Source organism: Methanocalculus sp., from assembly GCF_029762515.1.
GTDB lineage: Archaea > Halobacteriota > Methanomicrobia > Methanomicrobiales > Methanocorpusculaceae > Methanocalculus.
In genome coordinates this window covers 1-1864 of record NZ_JARVGN010000427.1, presented here as the reverse complement: position 1 = coordinate 1864, position 1864 = coordinate 1, and the positions used below count along the sequence as shown (strand labels likewise).

3 protein-coding genes are annotated in these 1864 nt (G+C 52.8%); all 3 read right to left on the bottom strand.

From position 1 onward, the window contains the following. Window positions 1-859: 60S ribosomal export protein NMD3 (locus QCH34_RS11795; RefSeq protein ID WP_300334432.1), on the bottom strand; the 859-nt coding region annotated here is incomplete at its 3' end. A 6-nt stretch (window positions 860-865) separates the two neighbouring features. After that, window positions 866-1156, bottom strand: coding sequence for a DUF424 family protein (locus QCH34_RS11790; protein WP_300334430.1), 291 nt, complete (start codon window positions 1154-1156; stop codon window positions 866-868). A 42-nt stretch (window positions 1157-1198) separates the two neighbouring features. Then, a partial coding sequence (locus QCH34_RS11785; RefSeq protein WP_300334429.1) for a TatD family hydrolase occupies window positions 1199-1864 on the bottom strand: 666 nt, incomplete at its 5' end.

Genomic DNA, 1864 nt, shown 5'->3' with positions numbered 1-1864 from the left:
CAATGAGCTGTACGGCCTCCTCGTCACGGAAACTTCTTGGCTGCTGGCTGAGCAGGTGTTTGGTCCTGAGTGTCGTGCCATCTGATCCCGAGACCAGGAAGTAGTCATTCTTCATCGAAACGACATCTCCACGGACGATTCGGGGAAGCCTGATGGACCAGGTCACACGATAGAGACGTTTTCCTTCTTTCTCCCCGACAAGTTTCGGATGCGATGTCGAACGTGCACCAAAATAGGAGGAGATATCATTCACAATCGACTGCCCGATCCCAAGAGAGGAGACGATCACATCTATTCCATCCTTTGAGGAGTCGATGGATGATACAAACGAGAGGCGATCGCCTCCCTGCTGGGCTGCATCTTCTGCCTGCCAGGCGATCTCTGCGGCTCGCCTGCTCTCCCATTCGGTCAGACGCCTGCCCTCACCTCTCACCTGGATGATGCCCTCATAGTAGCTGCCGGAGATCCGGCAGCATCGGTCACACTGCTCCCTGCCAAGGACAACCAGCACCTGATATTCACCCTGAACCGGGATACCATAACATTTCCCGGATATCTTCAGGAAGGCTTTCGACCGATTTGAACTGATTTCGCGGATTGACATCTCCATTGCATGATCAGATACATCGGGGTGGAACACAATGCCATCAATGACAAGAGAGCGGGCAAGGCTTTCCTTATCACTCTCCAAATCAGCCCAGCTACTGCCCACTTTTCTGGACCCGCAGGTGGGGCAGAGGATTGTTTCAACACGGGGGGAGACGGTTACCCATTCGATCTCATGCAGCCTGCATGGGCCACAGAGTCCTTCTTCAGAGGATTTCCCGCAACGGGGGCAGATAGTGTCTTTGATACTCATGATCTCTTATTGTACAAACTGGGCATGCGGGACAGAATCGATCACCAGGCATGATGAAGGTTCGATACAGCCAAGTGAGATTGCAATCTCAACGACTCTCGTCCCGATGATATTCGCATTACTTGCATGTGCAAGAGCATACCGTACCTCCTCCTCGGAGGCGGGAACATCTCCATAAAAATACTCGGAGATGGTGAACTCTATATTGCCTTCGGTGAGCGTTCTTCCCAGAAGTTCCCGATCGCAGACGGCAACAACCGTTCCTCCACCCGGCTCCTTATGGATCTTCAGGTACATTGCATAGTATTCGGTGTCATGGTGCAAAAAGGATCGTTTCGATCAGATGGAGATCTGAACACCATAAACCTCTTCTGGCACCAGAGAATGAATACGCCAGATATCTTCTTCTGTGAAACTGCCTGCCTCAAGATGCCGGAGCGTGAACCTTGGAACAGACCGGGGGCCGAGCACCGATCCGGGCCGGTCACGTTCATCCATATAATCGCTCTCCATCGTGAATGACCTGCTATCGGACGCAGCAGCGGCGATACAATCATTGTTTGCGATAAATGAAGGATGAAGTTTCGTATCGGGAGTAGCAAAGTGTTTCACTACCCGTTTGAGAGGGACACCGGCTCTCCCAGCCATCTCCACAACATCATCGCATGGGCCGCTCTCGGCATGAAGCTGTATCGCACATCCGCATTCTGCGGCAAATTCAAGTGAGGCATTCAACACCCGGTTTGAGGCCTCCCACACAGCTGATTCCACCTCATAATGGGGGCGGCCACTCTTCAGGGCAATGGCTGATCCTTCCTTCACAAACCGGGCAGCCAGTTCAAGTGCTCCGATCATCAGGGATTCGGCTTCAGAAAGGGTCATTCGCTCGTTCATGCGCGATATCTCAGCCGGATGAACCCCAAGAACCGGAAATGCCACCACTCCCTCCCGGCAACATTCGGCAGCAAGGTCTATCGTCTTCTCAAAGACCACCCGGAAATCTTC

Bases quoted from the DNA above. Each gene is read 5' to 3' on its own strand.
- QCH34_RS11790 (WP_300334430.1), bottom strand. From the start codon at position 1,156: ATGTACCTGAAGATCCATAAGGAGCCGGGTGGAGGAACGGTTGTTGCC.